Raw genomic sequence first — 24,412 nt, forward strand, 5'->3', positions numbered from 1 at the left:
GCATGAAAAAAGTGGAGCAGAGAAAGATGGAGTGGGCAACAGGCACGCGTTTGCGTGCGATCGCGGCCGCGGCAAGCGTGGCGTTCGGTACGGCGGCGGCAGGGCACGCATACGCCCAGACGGCGCCGGCCGTGAACGCAGGCGCCGCGGCGTCGGCCAGCAGTGCACCGAACGGCGCGGCGGCCAGTGCGTCGACCAGCGCGCAGAGCGGCACGCTGCCGGCGATCACCGTCAACGCGGCCTCGGCAAGCGACGGCACGGTCGGGCTCGTCGCGAAGCGCAGCAGGAGCGGCACCAAGACCGACACGCCGCTCAACGAGATCCCGCAGACGATCAACGTCGTCACCGCGCAGCAGATCGAGATGACCGGCGCCACCGACGTGAACGCGGCGCTGCGCTACGTGCCGGGCTTCTCGTCGTATGGCTCGGACAACCGCTCGGACTGGTACGCGGCGCTGCGCGGCTTCACGCCGACCGCCTACGTGAACGGGCTGCAGGTGCCGAACACGATCAACCTCGCGAGCTGGCGCGTCGATCCGTACATGATCGACAGCATCAGCGTGCTGCGCGGGCCGACCTCGGTGCTGTACGGCGCGGGCGATCCGGGCGCGATCATCGACGTGCAGACCAAGCTCGCCGACGGCGAGCGCGTGCGTGAAGCCGGGGTGCAGATCGGCAACTACGCGCGCAAACAGTTCATGATCGACGTCGGCGACAAGCTCGACCCGGACGGCAAGTACGCGTACCGGTTCGTCGGTGTCGCACGCGACGGCAATGCGCTGACCGGCCCGAACAACGACCAGCGCGTCGCGCTCGCGCCGTCGTTCCGCTGGCGCCCGAACGCGGATACGTCGCTGACGCTGTCCGCGACGTACCTGCAGGACTGGGGCGACATCTCGTCGAACTTCCTGCCCGCGCAGGGCACGGTGCTGCCGAACCCGAACGGCCAGATCAACAAGGACGTCTACGAAGGCGATCCGAACTTCAACTACTACCGCAAGAAGCAGTGGTCGGTCGGCTACCAGTTCGAGCAGAACCTGACGCCGACGTGGACGTTCCGCCAGAACACCCGCCTGATGCACCTGTCGCTCGACAACGGCTCGGTGTGGGGCAACGGCTTCGTCGACGGCAGCACGACCGACGTGTCGCGCTGGGCCGGCGTGTTCCAGATGAACTACAGCCGCTTCGACATCGACAACAACGTCGAGGGCCGCTTCGCGACGGGCCCGCTGCAACACACGCTGCTGCTCGGCTTCCAGTACAACCGGCAGACCGCGACCGACAGCGAATGGATTGCCGCTGCGCCGCCGCTGAACATCTACAACCCGGTCTATGCCCCCGTGACCACGTCGGTGTTCTCCAATCCGGATGCCACCGGCCGCACCAACACGTACACGACGATGAACACGTTCGGCCTGTACGCGCAGGACCAGATCAAGTGGAACCGCTGGACGCTGACGCTCGGCGGCCGCGAGGACTGGGTCAACATGCGCCAGGACGATCGTGCGGCGGGCACGTCGACGAAGGCGGACGTCACGGCGTTCACCGGCCGCGTCGGCCTCACGTACCAGGGCGACTACGGGCTGTCGCCGTACATCAGCTACGCGACGTCGTTCAACCCGCTGATCGGCGTGAACATGCTCGGCGGCGGGCTGCCGCAGCCGACGCGCGGCAAGCAGATCGAGGCCGGCCTGCGCTGGCAGCCGCCCGGCAAGAACCTGATGCTGAACGCGGCGATCTACCAGATCAACCAGACCAACGTGCTCACGTCGGCGCTGCCGAGCCAGGACACCACCGGCACGAAGTCGGTGCAGACGGGCGAGGTGCGTTCGCGCGGGATCGAGCTGAGCGCGACCGGCAAGGTCACGCGGAACCTGTCGGTGATCGCGTCGTACGTCTATCAGGACGTGAAGAACGTGCAGGCCAACGACGTATCGCTGAACAACTGGCCGGTCGACATTCCGCGTCCGCGCCAGATGGCGTCGCTGTGGACCGACTGGACGTGGCACACGGGGCCGCTCGCGGGCTTCGGTCTCGGCGGCGGCATTCGCTACCAGAGCGCGTCGGCCGGTGCGGCCGACAACTCGCTGACGGTATCGAGCGTCACGCTGTTCGACGCGGGCCTGCATTACGACACGCGTAACTGGCGCTTCGCCGTGAACGGGACGAACCTGTTCAACCGGCACTACATCAGCGGTTGCCAGTCGATGAACGTCTGCATTTTCGGGACCGACCGCACGGTGATCGCGACCGCGAAATACAACTGGTGATGTTGCGCGCCGCGGCCTGCCGGCCGGCCTTCATGGCCGGTGCGGGCCGGCCGCGGCGCCTTCGTCCGCTTTTCCACGACGCCTCCATGCCGAAGAAAAATCTCGTCTACATCCAGTCGCTGCGCAACGGCGCGGCCGATCGCGCCGGCCAGCCGGTCGCCTATCAGGGCAGCACGCGCTACATGAAGGCGCCGCTCGAATTCCTCGTCGAACGCCTGAACGATTCTCCGCTCGGCGAGCGCTATACGCTCCAGGGCGTGATCGTCGACGACGACGACGGGTCACCGGCCGACCGCGCGAAAGTGGCCGACTACGGCTTCGCGCGCACGCCGGGCCGCCCGTGGATCCTGCCGGAAGGGCTGACGGTGCAGGGCCGGCCGGTCGACGAACTGTTCTGCTCGATTCCGTCGACGTACCGGCGGCTGCCGCGCGACGCGCGCGAGCGCGTGGCCGGCAAGCAGGCGTTCGAGCGGCGCCTGCTCGAGCGTTTGCTCGAACTCGACGCCGACATCGTCGTGCTCGACGGGCTGCTCGTGATTCTCGACGAGCTCGTGCGGCCCGGCGCGCGCTTTCACCGGCGCATCGCGAACATCCACCCGGGCATCACGGCCGACGATTCGCCGTACCAGCGGCGCGGCGCGTGGGCGACGCTCGACGCGCTGCACGGCGCGCGCGGCGAACGGGTCGACTGGGCGAACGGCACGACGTCGTCCGTCGAGCCCGTGACGATGACGGGCGCGTCGTTTCACTACGTCGACAACGGCATCGATTCCGGCGAGGTGATCAGCGACGTGCTCGACACGCCGATCGCGCCGGACGACACGATTCTCGAGCTGCGCTGGAACAACTTCCAGCGCAGCCTGTTTCCGGCGCTCGAGCGCGGGCTGCACGTCCTCGCCGACCGCCATGACGCGGGAGCACTGTGATGGAAGACACGCTGACGAAACCGGCTGGCGTCGCGGACGCCGTCGAAGGGGAAGTGGCCGCCGCGCTGGACGGCGCCGCGCACGGGCAGGCTGCGGCCTTCGTCGAGCATACGCTCGACACATGGCGGCCCGACGCTTCGCCGGACGCGCTGCTCGCGACGTTCGTCGCGCTGTTCAACACCGATACGCGCCATGACGCGGCGACGATCTCGGTGCCGCTCGGCGGCGCCGATGCGGCGGCCGTCGCGTCGTACGTCGCACGCGCGGTGCGCGAAGGCGTGATCGACGGCGCGCAGGTGGCCGGCGACACGCTGCGGCTCACCGTATCGCGCACCACGTTCTGGCAGAACCCGCGGCCGTGGCTGAAGGCCCCCGCGTCGGGCGGGATGCCGCTGCGCCACGTGATCACGAACGGCCACCGGCACCCGGTGCGCCCGCCGTCGCCGGCCGGCGAAATCTATGCGCGCTACATGCCGCAGGTCGGGATGACGTTCAGCCTGCGCACCGTCGACATCGACGCGCACGCAGACCTGTTCAGCGGCTGGATGAACCTCGATCGCGTCGCGCATTTCTGGGACCAGCGCGGCACGCGCGACGAGCATGCGGCGTATCTCGCCGAACGGCTTGCCGATCCGCACATGCACCCGATGATCGGCTATTTCGACGACACGCCGTTCGGCTATTTCGAGTTCTACTGGGCGAAGGAGGACCGCCTCGCGCCGTTCTACGACGCGCACGACTACGATCGCGGGCTGCACCTGCTCATCGGCGACTCGCGTTTCCAGAGCGCGGGCAAGCTGCATGCGTGGTGGAGCGGGGTGCTGCACTACATGTTCGTCGACGAACCGCGTACCCAACGGCTCGTCGGCGAGCCGCGCGTCGATCACGTGCGGCACATCGCGTACATGCACCGGCTCGGGTTCTACACGCTGAAGGAATTCGACTTCCCGCACAAGCGCGCGGCACTCACCGTGATCGAGCGCGATACGTTCTTTGACACTTTCCGGCTGCCGTGACGGCGCGGGTGCGCAGCGTCGGCGCGACGTTGCGCGCGGTCTGGTGCCGCACCGGCATCGGCCGTTCGGGATATGGACCGCGAGGCCTGCGTCGTGAAGAATCGATCTCACTCTTCATCGACGACAGGCCGGCAACATGACCCGAACCTCCGCGACAGCGTGGGGCACGACGTCCGATTCGCACCCCGTCAAATTGACATATGCCGACATATGCCTAGAATGGACGCATCGTACTCCGCTGGAGTGGCTCATGCGCACCGTTTCCATTTTCAAGAACGCCCGTAATCAGGCAATCCGCATCCCGAAGGACATGGAGTTCGAGGGGGTGACGGAACTCGAGATCCGCCGCGAGGGCGACACGTTGCTGCTGAGGCCGGTACGGCCAACGTGGCTGTCGTTCGCGAACGAACCGCTGGCCGATGCCGATTTCCTTGCCGAACGCCCGGCCGTCATCGAGTCCGGCCGCTTCGACCTGTCCGACGCCGACGCGCCGACGGAGTCCAACCGGTGACCACGCTCTACATGCTCGATACGAACATCTGTTCGTTCATCATGCGCGAGCGGCCCCCCGTGGTGCTGTCGCGGTTGCAGTCGTGCGTGAATGCGCAACACCGGATCGTCGTGTCGGCCATGACCTACGCCGAGATGCGGTTTGGCGCGGTTGGCAAGAAGGCGTCGCCGAAGCACGCGGAACTCGTGACGGCGTTTGTTTCGCGGCTCGATGGCGTGCTGCCATGGGATACGGCGGCCGTCGATGCCACGGCCGCGATTCGTGCCGATCTCGCCGCGCGCGGCACGCCGATCGGCACGAACGATGCGTCGATCGCGGGGCATGCGATTGCGGCCGGCGCGGTGCTCGTCACCCATAATGGCCGCGCATTCGGCCGTGTCGCGGGGTTGTCGCTCGAGGATTGGGCGGCCTGAGCACGGCGGGGCCAACCTGTAAGCGTGTCGCGCCCGGTTCACTTTTCAGCGTGCGCACCAGGCATCGCACCAGCGGCAACTGCAGGTTGCTACCGCGACGACTTTCCGTCTGCCCGGTTGCCGGCGAACCGACTATCCTTGCCTGCACATTCCCCGCAGAAACAGGAGACGAAACCGTGACGCACAGCGTGATCCCCGCAGGCCTCGCCGACGAAATGATCGAGATCCGGCACCGCATCCATGCCCATCCCGAACTCGGCTTCGAAGAATTCGCAACGAGCGACCTCGTCGCCGAGCAACTGCAGTCGTGGGGCTACACGGTGCATCGCGGGCTCGGCGGCACGGGCGTCGTCGCGCAGTTGAAGGTCGGCACCGGCACGCAGCGCCTCGGCCTGCGCGCCGACATGGATGCGCTGCCGATCCACGAGGCCACGGGCCTGCCGTACGAGAGCAAGATCGCCGGCAAGATGCACGCGTGCGGCCACGACGGCCACACGGCGATGTTGCTCGCGGCCGCGAAGCATCTCGCACGCGAGCGCCGCTTCTCGGGCACGCTGAACCTGATTTTCCAGCCGGCGGAAGAAGGGCTCGGCGGCGCGAAGAAGATGCTCGACGAAGGGCTGTTCGAGCTGTTCCCGTGCGACGCAATCTTCGCGATGCACAACATGCCGGGTTTCCCGACCGGCAAGTTCGGCTTCCTGCCGGGGTCGTTCATGGCGTCGTCCGACACCGTCGTCATCGACGTGCAGGGCCGCGGCGGCCACGGCGCGGTGCCGCACAAGGCGATCGATCCGGTCGTCGTGTGCGCGCAGATCGTGCTGGCGCTGCAGACGATCGTGTCGCGCAACGTGTCGCCGCTCGACATGGCGATCGTCACGGTCGGCGCGATCCACGCGGGCGAGGCGCCGAACGTGATTCCCGATCGCGCGCAGATGCGCCTGTCGGTGCGCGCGCTGAAACCCGACGTGCGCGACCTGCTGGAGACGCGCATCAAGGAAGTCGTGCATGCGCAAGCTGCCGTGTACGGCGCGACCGCGACGATCGACTACCAGCGCCGCTACCCGGTGCTCGTCAACGATGCGGAAATGACCGAGTTTGCGTGCAGTGTTGCGCGCGAATGGGTGGGCGAAGCGAACCTGATCGACGGGATGGTGCCGCTCACCGGCAGCGAGGATTTCGCGTTCCTGCTCGAGAAGCGGCCGGGCTGCTACCTGATCATCGGCAACGGTGACGGGGAGGGCGGCTGCATGGTGCACAACCCGGGTTACGACTTCAACGACGCGGCGCTGCCCACCGGCGCGTCGTATTGGGTCAAGCTGGCCGAGGCGTTCCTGGTTTGAAGAAGCAGCGCGGCGGCGTCGCAGCCGCCGTTCGACGTGCGCGTCCGTGAAACGGGGCGCGACAGGACGCGCGTGAATTTGACGCTCCTTGACATCGACGGAACAGGTCGCGTGCTACGCTGCGCGCGACGCCGGATCGGCTCGATGAATACAGGTGTGGATGACATGCGAAAACAGCTTCTGAGCGTGCTGGCGGCTTGTGCGGTCGGCGTTCTGGCAGCCGGGTGCGACGACCAGAAGGTGGCCGACGCGGTGAACGCGATCAAGCCCGATCCAATGGCGTTCGGCAAACTGCAGCCGGGCGTCTCGACGACCGAGGACGTGCTCCGCCAGGCGGGCAAGCCGGAAATGGTCAGGCAGGGCGACGACGGGTCGCAGCGGTTCGAGTATCCGCGCGGCCCGTACGGCACGAGCACCTACATGCTCGATTTCGGGCCCGACGGCCGGCTCGTGTCGATCACGCAGGCACTGACGGCGGCGAACATCGCGAAGGTCGTGCCCGGGATGTCGAAGGACGACGTGCGGCAACTGCTCGGCAAGCCGACCGAGGTCGCGCAATACGCGCTGAGCCATGAAGAGGTGTGGAGCTGGCACTGGGCCGAGGGCGGCGTATCGGGCGACGCGATGTTCAACGCGCATTTCTCGCCCGACGGCACCGTGATCCGCACTTCGCGTTCGGAAGCGCCGGGCCGCGAAAAGCCCTGACATCGCGGCACCTCGCCGGTTTTCGGTCAGAACGCCGTGCCGCCGAACAGCGCCGCCGCCGCCGCCGGATTCGACGGCCAATACATGTGCATGTACGTCGCGACGATTGCGCCGTGGCGATAGACGGCTTCGCCGCTACCCGGCACGCCGTCGGGGCGTGCCGCATGCGCGACCGGATCGAGCGGCGTCGCGAGCCGCGAGTAGTGGAACGTGTGACCACGCATCGGTCCGGTGCGCGTATCGAGCTGCTGCATGCCGAGCGCGGCGAACCGGCGCTGCATCGTCGCCTGCCCCGGCAGCAGGCCGAGCATCGACGTCGTCGCACCGTCCGCATCGGTCAGCGATTCACTGAGATACACCATCCCCCCGCATTCCGCGACGATCGGCCGGCCGGCCGCCGCATGCGCGCGAATCGTCCGTGCCGTTTCGTCATTCGCCGCAAGCGTCGCCGCATGCAGTTCCGGATAGCCGCCCGGCAGGAACAGCGCGTCGCAATCATCCGGCACGGGTTCGTCGGCGAGCGGCGAGAAGAATCGCAACTGCGCACCGAACGCGTCGAGCAGCGCGAGATTCGCCGGATAGATGAACGAGAACGCCGCATCGCGCGCAATCGCGATCCGCTTGCCGGCGAGCGAGCGCGGCAGCGGCGCCGCGGCGTCCGGTTCCGCGAACGCGACGGCCGGCGGCAATTCAGCCAGCGCCGTCTGCACGAGCACGTCGGCCGCGCGATCGAGCCGTGCCTCGAGATCGTCGATGTCGGCCGGCTGGTGCAGGCCGAGATGCCGCTCCGGCAGCGCGATGCCCGCATCGGCCGGTACGTGCCCGAGCCAGCGGAGGTCGCTGGGCAGCGCCTGTTGCAATAATTCCGCATGACGTGCCGAGCCGACGCGGTTCGCGAGCACCCCGTGAAACGGCAGCCCCGACCTGAACCGTGCGAGCCCGAATGCGATCGCCGCGAACGTCTGCGCCATCGCCTTCGCGGAAATCACCGCGACGACCGGCACGCCGAACGCGGCTGCGAGATCGGCACTGCTTGGCGTGCCGTCGAACAGCCCCATCACGCCTTCGATCAGGATCAGGTCCGCGTCGCGCGCGGCATCGGCAAGCAGCGCGCGGCAGCCGGCCTCGCCGACCATCCCGAGGTCGAGCGCATGCACGGGGGCGCCGCTCGCGCGTTCGAGCAGCATCGGATCGAGAAAGTCGGGCCCGGTCTTGAACACGCGCACACGGCGGCCGAGCCGGCGGTGCAGCCGCGCGAGGCCGGCCGTCACCGACGTCTTGCCCTGGCCCGACGCGGGCGCACTGACGAACAGCGCGGGGCAGGCGGGCATGCTCAGAACTCCACGCCGCGCTGCGCCTTCACGCCTTGCTCCTTGTACGGATGCTTGACGAGCCGCATTTCGGTGACGAGGTCGGCCGCGTCGATCAGCGCATCGGGCGCATGCCGCCCGGTCACGACGACGTGGACCGAAGCGGGGCGCGCGGCAAGCGCCGCGAGCACTTCGTCGAGCGGCAGGTATTCGTACTTCAGCACGGTGTTCAGCTCGTCGAGGATCACCATGCGGTAGTCGCCGCTTTCGATCATCCGGCGCGCCTCGTCCCAGCCCTTGCGCGCGGTCGCGATATCGGCGTCGCGGTTCTGCGTGTTCCACGTATAGCCGTCGCCCATCGTCACGAAATCGCATTCGGCAACCGCGCCGAGGAAGTCGCGCTCGGACGTGTGCAGCGCGCCCTTGATGAACTGCACGACGCCGAGCCGCATGCCATGGCCGAGCACGCGCACGGCCATGCCGAACGCAGCCGTGCTCTTGCCCTTGCCGTTGCCGGTATTGACGATCAGCAGCCCCTTTTCGTGGGTGGCGGCGGCCTGTTTCTTCTCGTGGCCGGCGCGGCGGCGTTCGGTCATCCGCTGATGGGATTCGGCATCGGTCTTCATCGGAAATCGTCCTGTCGAAAGCGAAACAAAGGGTTCAGAGCGGGCCGGCGAGCGCGACCGTCACGCCGTCCCGGATGGACTTGGGGCCCAGCAGGCGGCCACGCGGCGCTGCAAGCTGCGCACAGGGCTCGGCCACGCCCGCAACACCGAAGCGTGCAAGCGCGGCGTCCGACGGACCGCTCGCGGCCAGTTCGGGACGGCTCGCCAGCTGCATCGCGTCGAATGCGACGAGCGGCCAGCCGCGTCGCGCGCACAGCGTGCGCAGCGCACGGGCACGCGCCTTGTCGGCGAGCGTCGCGACGAGCGCCGGTTCGGCGGCCGGGTAACGCGCCAACGCTGCGCGGATCGCGGCATCGAGTTGCGCGGCCGTGACGTCCGCGCGAAAGCCGATGCCGAGCGCGACACGCATCATGCGCGGCCGCCGAGCGCCGCACGCACCGCCGGATCGTCCGCGAGCGCCGCGACGCGGCCGATCACGACGATCGCCGGCGAACCGAGTCCGGTCGCGCCGACGCGTTCGACGAGGCTGTCGAGCGTCGCAAGCACGTGCCGCTGTTCGGGGCGCGTCGCGTTCTCGATCGCCGCGCACGGCGTATCGCCGGGCAGGCCGCCTTCGCGCAGCGCCGCTGCAATCGTGTCGAGCCGGCGGATGCCCATGTAGATCACGATCGTCATGCGCGTGGCCGCGAGCGCGCGCCAGTCGGGCTCGTCGGCGCCAGCGCCATGGCCCGTGACGAAGATCACGCCCTGCGCGTCGCCGCGCTGAGTGACCGGAATGCCGAGTGCGGCCGGCGCGGCGATGCCGGCGGTGATGCCGTTCACGACCTCGACCGGAAAACCCGCCGCGCCAAGCGCGGCCAGTTCCTCGCCGCCGCGGCCGAACACGAACGGATCGCCGCCCTTGAGCCGCGCGACGCTACGGCCCGCGCGCAGATGCGCGAGCATCGCGGCGACGATCGCGTCCTGCGGCGTCGACGCATGGCCGCCGCGCTTGCCGACGTGCTCGATCTGCGCGTCGGTGCGCGCATGGCGCAGCACGTCGGGGTTCACGAGATCGTCGACGAGCAGTACGTCGGCCATGCCGATCGCGCGCACGGCCCTGAGCGTCAGCAGGTCGGCGTCGCCGGGGCCGGCGCCGATGAGCCAGGCGCGGCTCATCGCACGCGGCACGGTACGCACCGTGTCGAAACAGTGGAAAAGAAAAGGCGGGCGGCACATCGGCGGCCGGCGGACAGGCAATGCATGACGGATCGGGCGAAGCCCGCGCGAACGCGGGCGGAATGCGCACCCCATCCGTCCCCCGCGGATCGGGCGTTCGGCGAGCATCGGGCTCGCCCCTTGCGTCGGCCGGTATCCGGGCTGGCCGCTTGCCAGGCCGCAGCCTTCCCGCCCGGTGAAGGGCAGTGGCATCGCGGGCGGCCTGGGCGCGTGCGCGGGGAGCGCGTCGCGCAGGCGGCGTACCGTTGCGGGGACAGCACAGGCCGGGCGGTCATCCGCCTCCTGTTTCCCGTTTAACTGCATGCACGGAATGCGCATGCGAGCACCGAACGCGGCGCATACGATAGCACACGGTTCGCCCGCGCGAACCGGCCACGGAAGGCCTCCGGCGCGGCGCGAGGGCGGTGCGGAACGCAGTCCCGCGGCCCGTGCCGCCTTGACGCTCCTGCCCCCGCCGCCTACACTCGCACGCGTTTTGGTGCTCGCGCGCGCCTTCCGGCGTGCGCAGTTAAACGGGAAACAGGGAGCTTGCCTGCGTCGCAGTCGAGCCAACCTGTGCTGCCCCCGCAACGGTAAGCGAACGCATCGTGCCCGCCGCGATGCAGCGCCGCTTCGCCGCATGCCGCCCGCATGCGGACGACCGCCACTGGATGCCCTGCGCATCCGGGAAGGCGAAGCGGCGTGTTCGTCAGTCCGGATACCGGCCTAAACATTGGGGTTCAGCGCCGCGGGGAGGCGGCGCATCGTCCACGACCGTAGCGTGCCCGACACCCGAGCGTTTCCCGATTCCCGACGTCCGGCCGCCTGCGCGAGTGCGCATGTTCCGGTGCGATGAAGGGCCGGACCGCGCGGGGCCGCGTAGCGACGGCCGTGTTGGCATTCTTCATGTCGACCGTTCGCCAAGGAGCGTCATGCCCGATTCGTTGTTTCGCCTGTTCAACGACAGTCCGTCCGGGTTGCGCGGCAAGATCGTCGCGATCTATGCGCTGCTGATCGCCTTCAACGCAGGCGCGTGGATCTGGGCATTCGCCGCTTTCCACGGCCAGCCCGTGCTGCTCGGCACCGCGCTGCTCGCGTACGTGTTCGGGCTGCGTCATGCGGTCGACGCCGACCACATCGCGGCCATCGACAACGTCACGCGCAAGCTGATGCAGGAGGGGCGCAGCCCGCTCGGCGCGGGCCTGTTCTTCTCGCTCGGCCATTCGACGGTCGTGATCGTGATGTCGGTCGTGGTGACGCTCACGGCCGCGTCGCTCGCGCGCTTCGAGAGCATGAAAGCGTGGGGCGGCGTGATCAGCACGAGCGTGTCGGCGTTCTTCCTGCTGGTGCTCGCGATCGCGAACCTGCTGATCCTGATTTCCGTCTACCGGACCTTTCGCGCCGCGCGGCGCGGCGAGCCGATCGTCGACGCCGATCTCGACATGCTGCTGAACCAGCGCGGCGTGCTCGCGCGCCTGTTCCGCCCGCTGTTCCGGCTCGTGTCGCGCAGCTGGCACCTGTATCCGGTCGGCTTCCTGTTCGGTTTCGGCTTCGACACGGCGACCGAGATCGCGCTGTTCGGTATCTCGGCGGCGCAGGTGCAGGGCGGGCTGTCGTTCTGGTCCGTGATGGCGCTGCCGATGCTGTTCACCGCCGGCATGACGCTCGTCGACACGACCGACGGCATCCTGATGATGGGCGCGTATCGCTGGGCGTACGTGCGGCCGATCCGCAAGATCTACTACAACATGACGATCACCTTCGTGTCGGTGCTGGTCGCCGCGCTGATCGGCGGCATCGAGGTGCTCGCGCTGCTCGCGGACAAGCTGTCGCTGCAGGGCCCGGTGTGGGACTTCGCGTCGATGGTGGCGTCGCACTTCGGCATGCTCGGCTATGTCGTGATCGGCCTGTTCCTCGCATGCTGGCTCGTGTCGGCCCTGATCTACCGGTTAAAGCGCTACGACGAGATCGACGTGACGATCTCGGCCTGACTCTCCCTTACGACCCTGGATATTCCATGACCCTACGCAAGCTTCCCGTCACGATCGTCACGGGCTTTCTCGGCAGCGGCAAGACGACGCTGATGCGCCACATCCTGCAACACGCCGAAGGCCGCCGCATCGCGGTGATCGTCAACGAATTCGGCGAACTCGGCATCGACGGCGAGATCCTCAAGGGCTGCGGCATCGGCTGCGAGGACGCCGATGGCGCGCCGGGCGAAGCGTCCGGCCAGCTGTACGAACTCGCGAACGGCTGCCTGTGCTGCACCGTGCAGGAAGAGTTCTATCCGGTGATGGAAGCGCTCGTCGAGCGCCGCGCGGACATCGACCACGTGCTGATCGAGACGTCGGGCCTTGCGCTGCCGAAGCCGCTCGTGCAGGCGTTCAACTGGCCGACGATCCGCAACAGCTTCACGGTCGACGCGGTCGTGACCGTCGTCGACGGGCCGGCCGCCGCGAGCGGCCAGTTCGCGGAAAACCCGCAGGCCGTCGACGCGCAGCGCCGCGCCGATCCGAACCTCGACCACGAATCGCCGCTGCACGAACTGTTCGCCGATCAGCTGTCGTCGGCCGATCTGGTGATCGTGAACAAGGCCGATCTCGTCGGCGACGCGGAGTTTGCGCAGATCGAAACCGCGATCCGTGACGAGATCCCGCCGCAGGTGAAGATCGTGCGCGCGACACGCGGCGAGCTCGACCTCGCGATGCTGCTCGGCCTCGAATCGGCGTCGGAAGAAACGATCCACCTGCGTCACGACCATCACGGCTCGGCTGACGACGGCGATCACGATCACCATCACGACGATTTCGACTCGGTGGTCGTGTCCGGCGACGCCGGCACGCGCGAAGCGACGATCGCCGCGCTGCAGCGCGTCGTCGAAGCGCACACGATCTACCGCGCGAAAGGCTTTGCCGCGCTGCCCGGCGCGCCGATGCGGCTCGTGATCCAGGGGGTCGGGCGCCGTTTCGACAGCTATTTCGACCGTCGCTGGCAGGACGGCGAAACGCGCGCGAGCCGCTTCGTGCTGATCGGCGAGGATCTCGACGCGGCCGCACTGCAACGCGCGTTCGACGCCGCGTGCGCGGCCGAGCTGCAACAGGCGTAACGCACGATGCATCTGCTGCGCACCACGCCGGGCGGCTTCGTCGACGATACGCAGGGTGTCGTCCGGATCGACCAGCAGCCGGCCGACATCGTGATCCTGAGTTCGGCCGACACGACGCTGTCGCTGCTCGCGAGCGTCGTGCCGCACTTGGCCGAAGGTTTCCCGAGCGTGCGGCTCGCGAACGTCACGTTCCTGCGCCAGCCGGCGTCGGTCGATTTCTATGTCGACGACGTGCTGCGCCACGCGAAGACGGTCGTGATCGATCATCTCGGCGGCGAGGCGTACTGGCCGTACGGGATCGAGCAGGCCGTGTCGCTCGCGTCGAAGCGCGGGCAGCAGCTCGCGATGTTCTCGGGCGATCTGCAGGAAGATCCGAACCTCGTCGCGAAGAGTACCGTCACGCCGGATCTGTGCCGGCTGTGGTGGCGCTATCTGCGCGAGGGCGGCGTACACAACGCCGACGCGCTGCTGCGCAGCATTGCATTCCACACGCTCGGGTTCGGCGACGCCCCCGAGCTGCCGCGCCCGCTGCCGGCCGCCGCGCTGTATCACCCGGCGCGCGACCGCGCGAGCGTCGACGACTGGCAGCCGCGCTGGACGCCCGGCGCGCCCGTCGTCGCGATCCTGTTCTATCGCGCGCACTGGCAGGCCGCGAACACGGCCGTGTTCGACGCGCTGGCCGATGCGCTCGTCGAGGAGGGGCTGAATCCGCTGCCGATCGCGGTGACGTCGCTGAAGGATGCGGTGAGCCGCGAGGTCATCACGCAGCTCTGCGACACGCACGGCGTCGCGCTCGTGTTGAACACGACCGCGTTCGCGGCCGGCGCGATCGACAGCCCCGAACACGACGTGCTTGCCGGCGACGCGCCGGTGCTGCAGGTGATCCTGTCCGGCGGCAATCGCAACGCGTGGGTGGCCGACAACCAGGGCCTGCATGCGCGTGACATCGCGATGCACATCGCGCTGCCCGAAGTCGACGGGCGCATCGTCACGCGCGCGGTGAGTTTCAAGGGGCTCGCATACCGTTGCCCGCACACCGAGGTCGACGTCGTGCGCTACCAGCCGGACGCCGAGCGGATCGCGTTCGTCGCGGCGCTCGCGCGCGGCTGGTGCCGGCTGCGCACGCTCGACAACGCCGACAAGCGCGTCGCGCTGATTCTCGCGAACTATCCGCAAAGCGAAGGGCGGATCGGCAACGGCGTCGGGCTCGACACGCCGGCGTCCGCGCTGCGTGTGCTCGCGACGCTGCGCGATGCGGGCTACGCGGTGGCCGACCTGCCGCCCGACGGCGACGCGCTGATCGCGCGGCTCACCGAAGGCGTGACCAACGACGCGGCCGTGCACGCGTTGCGCCCGGCATTCCAGAGCTTCCCGCTGGCCGACTACGTCGCGCGGTTCGCGCGGCTCCCGGTGGCCGTGCGCGACGCGCTGAACGAACGCTGGGGGCCGCCCGAAGCCGACCCGACGCTGCGGCACGGGCGTTTCACGATCGCCGGCTGGCGCGCGGGCAACGTGTTCGTCGGCATCCAGCCGTCGCGCTCGCGCGGCGAGAACGACTATGCGAGCTACCACGACGCGGATCTCGTGCCGCCGCATGCGTATCTCGCGTTCTATTTCTGGCTGCGCGACGCGTATCGCATCGACGCGGTCATCCACCTCGGCAAGCACGGCAACCTCGAGTGGCTGCCGGGCAAGAGCGTCGCGCTGTCCGACGCGTGCTGGCCCGACCTGACGCTCGGGCCGCTGCCGCACCTGTATCCGTTCATCGTCAACGATCCGGGCGAGGGCAGCCAGGCGAAGCGCCGCGCGCAGGCGGTGATCATCGATCACCTGATGCCGCCGCTCACGCGCGCGGAAAACTACGGCCCGCTGCAGGATCTCGAGCGGCAGGTCGACGAATACTACGAAGCGCTGATGGTCGATGCGCGGCGCGCGAAGCTGCTGCGCAAGACGATCCTCGCAACGATCGCCGAGCATCGTCTGCATGACGAACTGAGCGTGTCGCCGCCGCGCGATGCGGGCGACGAGGATGCGCTGCTCACGCGCGTCGACGCTTGGCTGTGCGAACTGAAGGAAGCGCAGATCCGCGACGGGCTGCACGTGTTCGGCCTGTCGCCGGCCGATCGCCAGCGCCGCGATACGCTGCTCGCGCTCGCACGCTTTCCGGTCGGCGACGGCAAGGGCGCGCGCGCGGGGCTGATCGGCGCGCTGGCGCGCGATCTGATGCCCGGCGACGAGTTCGATCCGCTCGCGGCCGACTGGGCCGCGCCGTGGGCCGGCCCGCGCCCGGCGATCCTGCAGGCGCTCGACGCGTCGCCGTGGCGCCATGCGGGCGATACGCGCGAGCGGCTCGAACGGCTCGCGCAGCAATGGCTGGACGGGCTGTGCGCAGCCAACGGCGCTGACCCTGCCACCGACTCGACACCGCCCGGCGAATGGCCGCATACGCTCGCGGTGATCGAGCGCGTCCGCGCGACGCTGCTGCCCGCGCTCGACGCATGCGGCGGCGAGGAAATGCGTCAGCTGCTGCGCGGGCTCGACGGCCGCTTCGTGCCGCCGGGGCCGAGCGGCTCGCCGTCGCGCGGCCGTCCCGACGTGCTGCCGACCGGCCGCAACTTCTACTCGGTCGACACGCGCGCGGTGCCGACACAGGCCGCGTGGTCGCTCGGCCTGAAATCCGCGCAGCAGCTGATCGAGCGCCATCTGCAGGATCACGGCGACTATCCGCGCGCGATCGGCCTGTCGGTATGGGGCACGGCGACGATGCGCACCGGCGGCGACGACATCGCGCAGGCGTTCGCGCTGCTCGGCGTGCGGCCGAAATGGGCGCACGGCAGCCATCGCGTGACCGACTTCGAGATCCTCCCGATCGAGATCTTCGACCGGCCGCGCATCGACGTGACGCTACGCGTATCGGGCTTCTTCCGCGACGCGTTCCCGAACCTGATGCACCTGTTCGATGCGGCCGTGCAGGCTGTCGCCGCGCTCGACGAGCCCGAGGAACTGAACCCGGTTCGTGCGCGCATCGAGCGCGAACGTGCGAAATGGGTCGCGCAGGGCGTGGCGCCCGACGAAGCGCGGCGCCGCGCCGGCTGGCGCGTGTTCGGCGCGCGGCCGGGCAGCTACGGCGCGGGCCTGCAGGACCTGATCGACCAGCGCCGCTGGCAGAGCGACGCCGATCTTGCCGATGCGTATCGCCAGTGGGGCGGCCATGCGTATGCGCAGAACAGCGCGGGCGACGCGGCCGCCGACGTATTCGGCGAGCGGCTCGCGACGATCGACGTCGTCGTGCAGAACCAGGACAGCCGCGAGCACGACATCCTCGATTCGAACGATTACTACCAGTTCCAGGGCGGGATGACGGCGGCCGTGCGGCACTTGTCCGGGCAGCAGCCGAGCATCTACCACGGCGACCATGCGAACCCGGTCGCGCCGAAGATGCGCACGCTGCGCGAGGAAATCGCGCGCGTGATCCGCTCGCGCGTCGTCAACCCGAAATGGCTCGACGGCGTGAAGCGGCACGGCTACAAGGGCGCGGCCGAGATGGCTGCGACCGTCGACTACCTGTACGGCTATGACGCGACCGCGCGCGTGCTGTCGGACCACCAGTACGCGCTCGTCGCCGACGCGTACCTGTTCGACGATGCCACCCGCGCGTTCTTGGAACGACACAACCCGAAGGCGCTGCACGGCATCTGCGAACGTTTCGTGGAAGCGATGCAGCGCGGCCTGTGGCAACAGCCGGGCGACTATCGCGAGCGGATCGAAGCGGTCTGGCTCGCGAGCGAACAACTCCAGGAAGGGGGACGGCGATGACCGATCCGACGACGCACCGCGCGCGCGCGGTTTTTCCGTTTGCGGCGCTCGTCGCGCAGGACGCGCTGCAGCAGGCATTGCTGCTCGCCGCGATCGACCCGTCGCTCGGCGGCGTGCTCGTGAGCGGGCCGCGCGGCACCGCGAAATCGACCGCCGCGCGCGGCCTCGCGGAGCTACTGCCGGAAGGGCAGTTCGTCACGCTGCCGCTGTCGGCGAGCGACGAGCAGGTGACGGGCACGCTCGATCTCGCGCATGCGCTCGCTGAAAACGGCGTGCGCTTCCGGCCGGGCCTGCTCGCGCGTGCGCACCTCGGTGTGCTGTATGTCGACGAAGTGAACCTGCTCGCCGACGGGCTCGTCGATACGCTGCTGGACGTCGCCGCGAGCGGCGTGAACATCGTCGAGCGCGATGGCGTGTCGCACGCGCACGACGCACGCTTCGTGCTGGTCGGCACGATGAATCCCGAGGAGGGCGAGCTGCGCCCGCAGTTGCTCGACCGCTTCGGGTTGATGGTCGAACTGGAGAACTGTTTCGACGCCGCGCAGCGCGAGCGGATCGTGAAGGCGCGACTTGCGTTCGATCTCGATCCGGATGCCTTCCGCACGCGCCATGCCTCCGCGCAGCGCGAACTCGGCGACCGGATTCATGCGGCGCGTGCGCGGCTGGCCGCGCTGGATTTCGACGATGCGGTGCATGCGCGCGTCAGCGCGCTGTGCATCGACGCGGCCGTCGACGGGTTGCGTGCCGATCTGGTGATGCTGCGCGCCGCGCGCGCACTGGCCGCGCTGGAACAGGCCGACGCGGTGACGGTATCGCAGGTGGAACGCGTGGCCGAAGCGGTGTTGCGGCACCGGCGCCATGCGGGTACGCCGCCGTCGCACGGATCGTCGCAGCACGGTGGCGAGCACGACGATCGTTCGCCGCCGGATGCACGCCAGCGGCCCGACAACCGGCCGGGCGAGACACGCGGCGATGCGTCGGCATCGCAGGGCGACTGGGGTTATCTGCCGCCTGAACCGGCCGGGCTGCGCGACGTGAAAAGCGTGGTGCCGCTGCCGCTAAAAAAACGCTGAGCCATCGAGCCGGCGCCGCCGCGAACGCCGTTCGCGGTCCTCGATGGCAGTCAGGCGCAGCCGCACGCGTACCGGGCACGGCACGCGCCGGCACGGCCGTTGCATGGCCGGCGACGCTCGCCGCGAAACGCGACGGCCGGCTGCATCGCGATCAGCTGCGCTTCCGGAAACGCGCGGGCACGCCGCATGCGCTGCATTGCTTCGTGCTCGACTGCTCGGCGTCGATGCTGTCGCACGAGCGGCTCGCGCTCGCGAAGGGGCTGATCGTCGCGTATTTCGATCAGGCCGCGCGCGACCGTGTCGAAACCGCGCTGATCTGCTTCGGCGGCCACGGCGCCGCGCGGCGCTTCGGCCCGGCCGTGCCGCGCTGGTGGAATGCGCGCTGGCTCGAACCGGTCGACGGCGGCGGCGGCACGCCGCTCGCGGACGGCATCGCCGCCGCCGCGCAGCTGCTCGCGCGCGATGCGCGGCGCGAGCCCGGCAAGCAGCGCTGGCTGTGGGTGCTGTCGGACGGGCGCACGCGCGAGACGCCGGCCAGGCCCGCGGCGGCCGATCACGTCGTGTTCGTCGACTTCGACGATGCGGCCGTGCGGATCGGGCAGGGTGCACGGCTCGCCGCCGCATGGGGCGCGCAGTGGATGACGGCCGACGCGCTTCGCACGGATCTCGCCGGCTGATGGCCGGCCGGCGGTGCGATATGATCGCCGCTTCTGCCCACTGGAAAAACCCGCCATGCAAGTACTGGTCGATGCCGACGCGTGTCCCGCCGTCATCAAGGACATGCTGTTTCGCGCCGCGCGTCGTGCCGAAATCTGCGTGACGCTGGTCGCGAACCAGTTTCTGCGTACGCCGCCGTCGCCGTTCATCAAGGCCGTCCAGGTGCCGGCCGGCTTCGACGTGGCCGATGCACGCATCGTCGAGCTGGTCGAGGCCGGTGATCTCGTGATCACGGCCGACATCCCGCTGGCCGCCGCCGTTCTCGACAAGGGCGCACATGCGCTCGACCCACGCGGCAACTGGTTCAGCCGCGAGAACATCGAGGAACGCCTGTCGACCCGCGCGATGATGGACCAGTTGCGCAGCGCGGGCATCGACACCGGTGGGCCGGCGCCGTTCAGCGCGCGCGACGGCAAGGCGTTTGCATCGCAGCTCGACCGGTTCCTGGCGCGACACGGCAAGCCTTGAGGCCGGGGCGCGACGGCCGCGCGTCGTGATCGTCCCGCGTGTGGGGCGACCCGTACGCGCCACAACGCCGGATCGCCGGACCGCCGGATCCGCATCGAATCGCGCTCGTCGCCCGGGCCGGGGTGCGTGTTTGCGTCGACGCTGCTATCGTGGCGCAAACGACAATCCAACCCAGGAGCGTACGCGTGACACCGACTCAACTTCTCATCCCGACCTTCACCCACATGCTGCGCGCACAGACCGCGTGGCTCGACAAGGCTGTCGCGCACCGGCAGGCTGCGGGCGACGCGCCCGACGCGGCGATGACGCTGAAGCTGGCGCCCGACATGTATCCGCTCGCGGCACAGGTGCGCTTCTCGTGCTTCCAGGCGATGGAGCCCGTCTACCGGCTGCGCGGCGAACCGTTGCCGGCTGCGCTGCTGGCCTTGCGTGAGGCGGGATGGAATGCGGATGCGCAGCCCGGCACGCTCGCCGACGCGCAGGCGATCATCGCGGGCACGCTGGCCTTTCTCGGCGAACTCGCGCCGGATGCGCTCGATGGCGGCACGGCGCTGCCGATCGCACTCGAGCTGCCGAACGGGATCGCGTTCGACATGACCGGCGAGCAGTACGCACGCGACTGGGCGCTGCCGCAGTTCTACTTCCACGCGATCGCCGCGTACGCGATCCTGCGCCATCACGGCGTCGAGCTCGGCAAGGCCGATTACGTGCCGCACATGCTCGCGTACGTGCGGCCGGGCACGATTCCGCAAGGGTAAGCGGGCCGCCAACGGGCGTTCGCGAAGCGACATGACACGGGCACTGTTCATCTGCAGCCGCAACCGGCTGCGCAGCCCGACGGCCGAAGCGGTGTTCGCCGCGTGGCCCGGCATCGAAACCGACTCCGCGGGCCTCGCGCCCGACGCGGACGCGCGCCTGTCCGCCGAGCAGCTCGACTGGGCCGAAATCGTGTTCGTGATGGAGCGGGCGCACAAGGCGAGGCTGTCGACGCTGTTCGGTGCGCATCTGAACGGCAAGAAGATCGTCTGCCTCGACATTCCCGACCGCTACGCGTTCATGCAGCCCGAACTCGTCGCGCTGCTCGAACGCAAGGCCGGCCCGTTCCTGCGCGCGTGACCGGCGCGGGCAGCACCGCCGTCAACGCAGCGGGCCGTTGACGATCGCCGAAAAACAGTCGAGACGCAGCAGTTCGATGATCTTGCGCGTCGGCACGCTCGCATGGAGCGTGTCGAGCCGGTCGACGGTGAACCACTTGCAGCGGGCGATCTCGTTGTTCGCGCGCGGCGTCAGGTATGCCGGCACCTCGGCCACGAACACGTGATGGAGCTTCGTCAGCCCGCCGAACTGCACCGCGTAGTCGAGCACAAGCCCCTCCAGCCGCGTTTCCTCGGCAAGCTCCCGCTGCGCGGCTTCGAGCGGCGTCTCGCCGCGCCGGATCGTGCCACCCGGCAGCGACCAGCGCGACGCCGTGCGGGCGACCAGCAGCACGCTGCTGCGCTGGCGGCACACGATGGTGGCGCGTTCCTTGGTGACGGCGAGGGTATCCGGCCCGATGCTCATGTTCGGCAAAACAGGTGCTGAATCGTGGAGAAAATGCGCGCCGGCAGCGGGTTGTGCGGCACCAGGCCGCGACGGCATACAGGCAGCCGCATCGATGTTACCGGCCGTTCGTGACAGTTCCGTGCACAGCGCAGCGCGCCGGACACGGTGTCACGCATGCGTATAGATCCCGCTGCGCACGGGCTTCGCGCGGTGCGAACGGCGCTTGTGAACGGCGTGCCGCTGATGCGGCGATCGCGCCGTCGCGTGCCGGCGCGCAGGCGCGGGCCGGGCAGCGGATGCACCGGCCCGCGGCGCCGCGGCGGGCATTTGCGTCTGTCCTTCGCCGAAATGGAAAGTCTGGGTTTGCGCGTGTCCGATGCCCAGCATCGACGCCAGCACGAAGGCCGCCAGCCACAACCGTTTCATGAATACTCCGCCTTGTTTTTTCAGGATGAACGTCGTCCGCCAGCTTAGCGAAGGGCGGGGCGCCACCGCAACCGGCCCGCGTTCGGTGTCGTCCCCACTTGCGCACCGGGACGTTATCCGCGCGGCAGCCGGGTGCATCCGGGCTTGACAACATAATTCCTGAATGTGAATATAAATTCACACACAAGAAATATTCGTCGAATCCGGACCGACTGCGCGCCAGGGGCGCCAGGCCGCCGGAGCCGGCAGTCCGATCAACCGGAACCAGGAGCGGGACGCATGGCGGAACACGAGCAGCAGGGCGCGCTGGCAGGATTGCGCATCATCGATCTGTCGCGGGTGCTGGGCGGCCCGTACGCGACGCAGATCCTCGCCGACCACGGCGCGGAGGTGATCAAGGTCGAACCGCCGTCCGGCGACGAGACGCGCACCTGGGGGCCGCCGTTCGACGGCGACACGGCGTCGTATTTCCTCGGCGTGAACCGCAACAAGCTCGGCGTCGCGCTCGACCTGACGCAACCGGCCGACCGCGAGCGGCTGCTCGGCCTGCTCGAGCACGCCGACGCCGTCGTCGAGAACTTCAAGATCGGCACGATGGAGCGCTGGGGCCTCGGTTTCGACGCGCTGCATGCGCGCTTTCCACGCCTCGTCTATTGCCGCGTGTCGGGCTTCGGCGCGGACGGCCCGCTCGGCGGGCTGCCCGGCTACGACGCGGCCGTGCAGGCGCTCGCGGGGCTGATGAGCGTCAATGGCGAAGCGGGCGGCGCACCGCTGCGCGTGGGCGTGCCGATCGTCGATCTCGTCACGGGGCTGAACGCGGCGCTCGGCGTGCTGATGGCGCTGCGCGAGCGCGATGCGAGCGGCCACGGCCAGTTCGTCGAGTCGACGCTGTTCGACTGCGCGCTGTCGATCCTGCATCCGCATACGCCGAACTACTTCCATTCGGGCAACGCGCCCGTGCGCACCGGCAACGCACATCCGAACATCACGCCGTACGACAGCTTTCCGACGGCGGGCGTCGACATCTTCCTGGCGGTCGGCAACAACGGGCAGTTCGCGGCGCTGTGCGACGTGCTCGGCACGCGCGGCTGGCTCGACGATCCGCGTTTTGCCGACAACCGTGCGCGCAGCGCGAACCGCGCCGCGCTGCGCACGTTGCTCGAAACAGCGCTGGCGGCCCACGACGGTGCGGCGCTCGCCGAGCAGCTGATGCGTCGCGGCGTGCCGTGCGCGCCGGTGCTCGGGCTCGACGCGGCGCTCGACCATCCGCATGTCGCACATCGGGCAATGAAGGTCGAGCTGGGCCGGCATCGCGGCATCGCGTCGCCGATCAAGCTCGGCCGCACGCCGGCGACGTACCGGCGGCCGCCGCCCGCGCTGAACGAACACGCGGCACAGGTGTTCGCCGACGGCGGCGACAACGACGGTCGCCGGAACTGACCGGCAGCGTGGCCGCCGGCACGTGCCGCGCTGCGGCGCACGGCCGGCGGGCCGGAACACCATCATTCGGACATCACGCCGGCTTGCGCGCGAAAGACGCACTACCGGCAGAAGAGGAGACGCATCATGCTCGCATGGATCGGCGCGATTGCCATCGTCGCGCTGTTCGGCCTGATCATCACGAAGCGGCTGTCGCCGCTCGTCGCGCTGATCGTCGTGCCGGTGGCCGCGTCGCTCGCGGCCGGTTTCGGGCTGCAGACCGGCAAGTTCATTGTGCACGGCGTGCAGAACATCGGCCCGATCGCCGGCATGTTTGTTTTTGCGATTCTATTTTTCGGAATCCTCACTGACGCGGGAATGCTCGATCCGATCATCGCAGGCGTACTGCGCGTGATCGGCTGCCATCCGCCGCGTATCGTGATGGGCTCGGCGCTGCTCGCGCTGCTGATCCACCTCGACGGCTCGGGCGCGGTCACGTTTCTCGTCACGCTGCCGGCGATGATGCCGCTCTATACCCGGCTCGGGATGGATCGGCGGATTCTCGCGTGCGTCGCGTCGATGGCGGCCGGCGTCAACTTCCTGCCGTGGGTCGGGCCGATGCTGCGCGCGTCTGCGGCGCTGCACATTCCCGGCTCGGCGATCTTCACGCCGATGATTCCGGTACAGATCGTCGGGCTCGTGTTCGTGTTCGGCACTGCGTACGTGCTTGGCATGCGCGAGGCGAAGCGGCTCGGGCTCGACCGTGCCGGCGCGGCGTCGCTGGCGATCGCGCCGCGCGAGCTGACCGACGCCGAACGCGCGTTGCGCCGGCCGGGCCGCTTCGGGATCAACGTCGCGCTGACCCTCGTCGTGCTCGTCACGCTGGTGTCGGGCATCGTCGACCCGATGGTGATGTTCATGCTCGGCACGGTCGCCGCGCTCGTCATCAACTACCCGGACGTGCAAGCGCAGCGCGAGCGGATCGATGCGCATGCGAAGGCCGCGCTGATGATGGCGAGCGTGCTGCTCGCGGCGGGGGCGTTCACCGGCATCATGTCCGGCACCGGGATGCTGAAGGCGATGGCGGAAGTCGTCGTCGCGCACGTGCCGGTCGAGCATGCGCGCCACATGCCGTTCGTGCTCGGGCTGCTGTCGATGCCGCTCAGCCTGCTGTTCGATCCCGATTCGTTCTACTTCGGCGTGCTGCCGGTGCTCGCGGAGAGCGGCAAGCTGCTCGGCGTGCCGCCGATCCAGATGGCGCAGGCCGCGCTGCTCGGCCAGATGACGACGGGCTTTCCCGTGAGCCCGCTGACGCCCGCGACGTTCCTGATCGTCGGCCTGACCGGCGTCGAGCTTGCCGAGCATCAGAAATTCACGATTCCGTTCCTGTTCGCCGCCACCGTGCTGATGGTGTTCGCCGCGGTGATCGCTGGCGTGTTTCCGTTGTGAGCGCGCCAGACGTGCCGCTTCGTGGCCGTGCCCCGAGGGGGCAGTCCTGCGAGGGGACGTTCCGCGGCGCGGCAACCCTGGC

At 69.0% G+C, this 24,412-nt stretch carries 23 protein-coding genes and 2 riboswitches; of the genes, 17 read left to right on the plus strand and 6 right to left on the minus strand.

What is annotated here, in order from left to right:
- The first annotated feature begins 2 nt into the window (after positions 1-2).
- The 7 genes from OHZ10_RS08660 to bamE all read left to right on the plus strand — a co-directional run bounded on the left by OHZ10_RS08660 (position 3) and on the right by bamE (position 7,181).
- Positions 3-2,270, plus strand: coding sequence for a TonB-dependent siderophore receptor (locus OHZ10_RS08660; RefSeq protein WP_342702080.1), 2,268 nt, complete (start codon positions 3-5; stop codon positions 2,268-2,270).
- 86 nt (positions 2,271-2,356) lie between these two features.
- The gene (locus OHZ10_RS08665) at positions 2,357-3,196 is read left to right on the plus strand and encodes a N(5)-hydroxyornithine transformylase PvdF (protein ID WP_059234249.1); all 840 of its coding nucleotides are present in this window, start codon (positions 2,357-2,359) and stop codon (positions 3,194-3,196) included.
- The gene (locus OHZ10_RS08670) at positions 3,196-4,212 is read left to right on the plus strand and encodes a GNAT family N-acetyltransferase (protein ID WP_340624103.1); all 1,017 of its coding nucleotides are present in this window, start codon (positions 3,196-3,198) and stop codon (positions 4,210-4,212) included. The genes OHZ10_RS08665 and OHZ10_RS08670 overlap by 1 nt, the downstream gene beginning before the upstream one ends.
- A 250-nt stretch (positions 4,213-4,462) precedes the next feature.
- Positions 4,463-4,723 carry a type II toxin-antitoxin system VapB family antitoxin gene (vapB, locus tag OHZ10_RS08675; RefSeq protein ID WP_059234245.1) on the plus strand — a complete coding sequence of 87 codons (261 nt, stop codon included), beginning with the start codon at positions 4,463-4,465 and terminating at the stop codon, positions 4,721-4,723.
- Positions 4,720-5,136, plus strand: a complete 417-nt coding sequence (locus OHZ10_RS08680; RefSeq protein WP_340624105.1) for a PIN domain-containing protein — start codon at positions 4,720-4,722, stop codon at positions 5,134-5,136. The genes vapB and OHZ10_RS08680 overlap by 4 nt, the downstream gene beginning before the upstream one ends.
- Before the next feature lie 176 nt (positions 5,137-5,312).
- Positions 5,313-6,476 carry a M20 aminoacylase family protein gene (locus tag OHZ10_RS08685; RefSeq protein ID WP_342702084.1) on the plus strand — a complete coding sequence of 388 codons (1,164 nt, stop codon included), beginning with the start codon at positions 5,313-5,315 and terminating at the stop codon, positions 6,474-6,476.
- A 165-nt stretch (positions 6,477-6,641) separates the two neighbouring features.
- A complete protein-coding gene (gene bamE / locus OHZ10_RS08690; protein WP_342702086.1) occupies positions 6,642-7,181 on the plus strand; it encodes an outer membrane protein assembly factor BamE domain-containing protein in 540 nt (179 codons plus the stop codon).
- Positions 7,182-7,207: 26 nt separating this feature from the next.
- On the opposite strand, the gene OHZ10_RS08695 is transcribed toward bamE, so the two are convergent.
- From OHZ10_RS08695 to cobA, 4 genes are read right to left on the minus strand one after another with little or no spacing between them, the layout of a single operon-like run.
- Positions 7,208-8,512, minus strand: coding sequence for a cobyrinate a,c-diamide synthase (locus OHZ10_RS08695; RefSeq protein WP_342702087.1), 1,305 nt, complete (start codon positions 8,510-8,512; stop codon positions 7,208-7,210).
- Positions 8,513-8,514: 2 nt separating this feature from the next.
- Complete coding sequence (cobO, locus tag OHZ10_RS08700; protein ID WP_342702088.1) at positions 8,515-9,117, minus strand: cob(I)yrinic acid a,c-diamide adenosyltransferase; 603 nt, start codon at positions 9,115-9,117, stop codon at positions 8,515-8,517.
- Between the two features lie 34 nt (positions 9,118-9,151).
- The gene (locus tag OHZ10_RS08705; protein ID WP_059234232.1) at positions 9,152-9,529 is read right to left on the minus strand and encodes a cobalamin biosynthesis protein; all 378 of its coding nucleotides are present in this window, start codon (positions 9,527-9,529) and stop codon (positions 9,152-9,154) included.
- The gene (gene cobA, locus OHZ10_RS08710; protein WP_425394768.1) at positions 9,526-10,335 is read right to left on the minus strand and encodes a uroporphyrinogen-III C-methyltransferase; all 810 of its coding nucleotides are present in this window, start codon (positions 10,333-10,335) and stop codon (positions 9,526-9,528) included. The genes OHZ10_RS08705 and cobA overlap by 4 nt, the downstream gene beginning before the upstream one ends.
- 110 nt (positions 10,336-10,445) lie before the next feature.
- Positions 10,446-10,681: riboswitch (cobalamin riboswitch) on the minus strand.
- Between the two features lie 113 nt (positions 10,682-10,794).
- A riboswitch (cobalamin riboswitch) is annotated at positions 10,795-11,058 on the plus strand.
- Between the two features lie 188 nt (positions 11,059-11,246).
- Here cobA and OHZ10_RS08715 point away from each other — a divergent pair.
- From OHZ10_RS08715 to OHZ10_RS08750, 8 genes are all read left to right on the plus strand, one after another.
- Positions 11,247-12,305, plus strand: coding sequence for a HoxN/HupN/NixA family nickel/cobalt transporter (locus OHZ10_RS08715; protein ID WP_256084846.1), 1,059 nt, complete (start codon positions 11,247-11,249; stop codon positions 12,303-12,305).
- 26 nt (positions 12,306-12,331) lie between these two features.
- Entirely contained in the window at positions 12,332-13,420 is a 1,089-nt protein-coding gene (cobW, locus tag OHZ10_RS08720) for a cobalamin biosynthesis protein CobW (protein ID WP_174991483.1), read from the plus strand.
- A 6-nt stretch (positions 13,421-13,426) separates the two neighbouring features.
- Positions 13,427-17,236, plus strand: a complete 3,810-nt coding sequence (cobN, locus tag OHZ10_RS08725; RefSeq protein WP_342702092.1) for a cobaltochelatase subunit CobN — start codon at positions 13,427-13,429, stop codon at positions 17,234-17,236.
- Complete coding sequence (locus OHZ10_RS08730) at positions 17,233-18,309, plus strand: ATP-binding protein (RefSeq protein ID WP_059234226.1); 1,077 nt, start codon at positions 17,233-17,235, stop codon at positions 18,307-18,309. Before cobN ends, OHZ10_RS08730 begins: the two co-directional genes overlap by 4 nt.
- Before the next feature lie 140 nt (positions 18,310-18,449).
- Positions 18,450-18,986 (plus strand): vWA domain-containing protein, encoded by a 537-nt coding sequence (locus tag OHZ10_RS08735; protein WP_233464120.1) that lies wholly within the window; start codon positions 18,450-18,452, stop codon positions 18,984-18,986.
- A 55-nt stretch (positions 18,987-19,041) separates the two neighbouring features.
- Positions 19,042-19,494, plus strand: a complete 453-nt coding sequence (locus OHZ10_RS08740) for a YaiI/YqxD family protein (protein ID WP_011351963.1) — start codon at positions 19,042-19,044, stop codon at positions 19,492-19,494.
- 185 nt (positions 19,495-19,679) lie between these two features.
- Positions 19,680-20,252, plus strand: coding sequence for a DUF1993 domain-containing protein (locus tag OHZ10_RS08745; RefSeq protein WP_196486574.1), 573 nt, complete (start codon positions 19,680-19,682; stop codon positions 20,250-20,252).
- 31 nt (positions 20,253-20,283) lie between these two features.
- Positions 20,284-20,610, plus strand: coding sequence for a low molecular weight protein tyrosine phosphatase family protein (locus OHZ10_RS08750; RefSeq protein ID WP_059234220.1), 327 nt, complete (start codon positions 20,284-20,286; stop codon positions 20,608-20,610).
- 21 nt (positions 20,611-20,631) lie between these two features.
- Here the strand turns inward: OHZ10_RS08750 and OHZ10_RS08755 are convergent, their stop codons facing one another.
- Complete coding sequence (locus tag OHZ10_RS08755) at positions 20,632-21,054, minus strand: NUDIX hydrolase (RefSeq protein ID WP_059234218.1); 423 nt, start codon at positions 21,052-21,054, stop codon at positions 20,632-20,634.
- A 150-nt stretch (positions 21,055-21,204) separates the two neighbouring features.
- On the minus strand, positions 21,205-21,462 hold the full coding sequence (locus OHZ10_RS08760) for a hypothetical protein (RefSeq protein WP_342704391.1): 258 nt from the start codon (positions 21,460-21,462) through the stop codon (positions 21,205-21,207).
- Positions 21,463-21,741: 279 nt separating this feature from the next.
- Between OHZ10_RS08760 and OHZ10_RS08765 the strand changes: the two genes are divergently transcribed.
- Positions 21,742-22,902, plus strand: coding sequence for a CaiB/BaiF CoA transferase family protein (locus tag OHZ10_RS08765; protein WP_174991487.1), 1,161 nt, complete (start codon positions 21,742-21,744; stop codon positions 22,900-22,902).
- A 126-nt stretch (positions 22,903-23,028) separates the two neighbouring features.
- Positions 23,029-24,330 carry a citrate:proton symporter gene (locus tag OHZ10_RS08770; RefSeq protein WP_342702097.1) on the plus strand — a complete coding sequence of 434 codons (1,302 nt, stop codon included), beginning with the start codon at positions 23,029-23,031 and terminating at the stop codon, positions 24,328-24,330.
- The last annotated feature ends 82 nt before the right edge of the window (positions 24,331-24,412 follow it).

It is taken from the genome of Burkholderia arboris (assembly GCF_038723655.1).
Classification (GTDB): domain Bacteria; phylum Pseudomonadota; class Gammaproteobacteria; order Burkholderiales; family Burkholderiaceae; genus Burkholderia; species Burkholderia arboris.